Annotated in this window: 3 protein-coding genes; all 3 read left to right on the forward strand. The window is 70.8% G+C overall.

Going from position 1 to position 3,071, the window contains the following annotated elements; all coding sequences use genetic code 11:
• Positions 1-435, forward strand: a 435-nt coding sequence (locus IG86_RS0137970; protein WP_030903111.1) for a hypothetical protein, incomplete at its 5' end; no start/stop codon positions are given.
• A 596-nt stretch (positions 436-1,031) separates the two neighbouring features.
• Positions 1,032-1,928, forward strand: coding sequence for a dioxygenase family protein (locus IG86_RS0137975; RefSeq protein WP_051785663.1), 897 nt, complete (start codon positions 1,032-1,034; stop codon positions 1,926-1,928).
• Positions 1,929-2,079: 151 nt separating this feature from the next.
• On the forward strand, positions 2,080-2,598 hold the full coding sequence (locus tag IG86_RS0137980) for a hypothetical protein (protein WP_244306285.1): 519 nt from the start codon (positions 2,080-2,082) through the stop codon (positions 2,596-2,598).
• Positions 2,599-3,071 lie beyond the last annotated feature (473 nt).

Genomic DNA, 3,071 nt, shown 5'->3' on the forward strand with positions numbered 1-3,071 from the left:
CTCTCCACCCCCGCCTCCCCCGCCGCCACCTCCCCCGCCGCGGCCGAACCCGACGCGGCAGCCGCCGCCGACAAGAGCGTGAGCGTCAGCGTCTCCATGGACCAGCTCGGCCACGGCAAGGCCATCGCCGACGCCCTGCGCGCCATCAAGACCGACAACCGCGGCACCTTCGTACAAGAAGCGGTCGACAAAGCCTTCAAGGCAGCCGGCGGCCGGCACAACGTGATGCTGTTCAACCTCAGCCAGAACTACAACGACCAGTTCCAGGGCACCCGCGTCTACGCCAACGTCCAGTGGGGCAACATCCACTACGGCCTGTGGGTCTTCGAGTCCGGACAGTTCACCAACCAGGGCGACGGCGGCTGGATCAACTGGGGCTTCGTCGGCTGGTACGAGCGCAACGGCGGCCACGTGAAGTTCAACCGCTCCTGGTAACCCCCACCCGCCCATCCCCCCTGCCCGCCCGGTCCCCGACCGTGGCGGGCCGGGGCGCTGCCCGTCACGGAAGAAAACCACCGCCACAACCACAACCACCACAACCGCAACAACCGCCGCAGCCCGACACGGCGCAGAAAACACAGAAAGCGCAGACCCCGGCGGGGGCGGGAAAGGCCGGCGGGAGCGGTCGGCGGGACGCACCCTCCCAGGTCAACGGCACGATGAGCGGCACCCTTGGGAGACCTGGGCCGCTCACAGGCCATCCCCTCATCAAAAGGGCCGGCGCAACAGCGGCCAGCAGCCTCAACTCCCAGACCAGCCACCTCCCCTGCGCACCGTCCGCGAACGGCCGGCCGAACACCAGAGCCGCCGAAACCCCAGAACCCCGCATCACACCCCTGAGACCACACCCCCACCACAGCAGGCCGGCACGGCACGGGGCGGCACGGAGGGGGACGGGGCGGGGCCGGGGCCGGTGGGGTGGCGACAGGTGTGTCGGTACCGGGCGGCACCGACCGCGTCCGGCACGGTGGGCGCCTGTGTACAGCCGCCCGCCACGCACGGACGGCACCCGGGGCGCGTGAGGGGTCCGCATGGCCGACAACACCAACACCGGCACCGCCAGTGACGTCGGAGCCGACACAGGCACCAGCGCCGGTACGGGCCCGGGCGCCGGCACGAGCACCAGCGCCGACACAGGCGCCGGTACGGGCCCGGGCGCCGGTACGGGCACCAGCGCCAGTACGGGCACGGGTGCTGGTACGGGCGCGGGTGCTGGTACGGGCGCGGTGTCCTCGCCTCCGACCAGCCGCCGGGCCCTCCTGCTCGCCGCCGGCTCGGCCGGAGCCGCCGCCGTACTCGCCGGGGCATGCGCCGCCCCGGCCACCACCCGCCCCACGGCCGGACAGGCGTCCGCCTCCCCGGCCCCGACAAGGGCCGGCACGAGTGCAGCCCCCGCCTGCGTCCTCGCCGTCCGGGCCGGCGCGGGACCGTACTACCTCGATGTCGGCCTGGTCCGCTCCGACATCACCCAGGGCCGCGAGGGCGTACCACTACAGCTGAACCTGACCGTCGTACGCGTCCCCGACGGCTGCCGGCCCCTTGCCGCCGCCCGCGTCGAGGTATGGCACGCCGACGCCGACGGCGACTACTCCACCGGCAAGGACACCTTCCTGCGCGGCACCCAGATCACCGACCACACCGGACGATGCGTGTTCCACACCATCGTGCCCGGCTGGTACGCAGGCCTCGCCCCGCACATCCACTTCACCGTCCGCCCCGACACCCACACCGAAACCACCTCGCAGTTCTTCTTCCCCGAAGACCTGCTGACCAAGGTCTACACCCGCCCGCCCTACACACGCCGCACCCCGCCCCGGCACCCCAACACCCGCGACAGCCGCTACCGCGCCGCGGGAACCACCATGACACTGCCCCTGACACCCCACGCCAACGGCTACCACGCCACCTACACCATCGGCATCACCTGAACCCCACCCCGCCCGGCCCGGACCGTATCCACGCAGGTCAGACAGGAGAACAGGCGACGAGTTACTCCCAGCGGGTGCGGCCCCCGCCCGGATCGGAGAAGCTGGGCATGGCCGGGCGCCACCAGGCGCGACGGAAGGGCAAGGAGGTCTCGTGGACGCTACAGGAGACGACCGCACCCCCCGCAGCCCACACACCCCCACCCGCCACCACACCCGGACCGGGATCCTGCTCAGTACGGCAGCAGCCCTCATCACGGCAGCCGTACCGGCCTCCGCCACCCCACCCACAGCCGCACCCACCCCCGACCCCGCCCCGGTCGTCGTCGACTGCTTCTCCCAACCCCAAGTACGCCCCGACGAATACCTCCTCGCCTGCGGCGACGGCAACAACCGCCTCGTCGACCTCCACTGGAACACCTGGAACCAGAAAACCGCCACCGCCACCGGAACCGACATGGTCAACGACTGCCGCCCCTACTGCGCAGCAGGCCACTTCCGCCCCTACCCCGTCACCGTCACCCTCAGCCACCCCCAACCCTGGCCCGACCACCCCAACACCCAACGCTTCACCACCATCCGCCTCCTCTACACCCACACCACCCCCACCCCCACCCCCACCCCCAAAGACGTCACCTACAAACTCGTCTACGACACCCCCGACACCCCCTAACCCCACCCCACAAAACAACACGGCACAGACAACACACGCAGACACAAACCGTGCAGACAGCGGACAACGCACAGCGGACAGCCGGCAGCCGGCAGCCGGCAGCCGGCAGCCGGCAGCCGGCAGCGCAGCCGGCAGCCGGCAGCCGGCAGCCGGCAGCCGGCAGCGGACAGCGGACAGCGGACAGCGGACAGCGGACAGCGGACAGCGGACAGCGGACAGCGGACAGCGGGACCATAACGCCCCACCGACACCCCGACGCAACACGCTGATGCAACACGCTGCAACACGCTGATGCAACACGCTGATGCAACATCCGCATGCGACACCACACCTGCCAACCCGCCAAACCCACCGAATCCAACGGCAAAAGCGGGCCAGCATTCATGTTCGGGTCACCCGGTCACAGACCTCGTCCGAGGAACACCTTCCCGCCGTACTGCCCTCCCCGGGCAGCAGCGATGATGCCCCCGTGG

The sequence above is a fragment of the Streptomyces virginiae genome (assembly GCF_000720455.1).
GTDB lineage: Bacteria > Actinomycetota > Actinomycetes > Streptomycetales > Streptomycetaceae > Streptomyces > Streptomyces virginiae.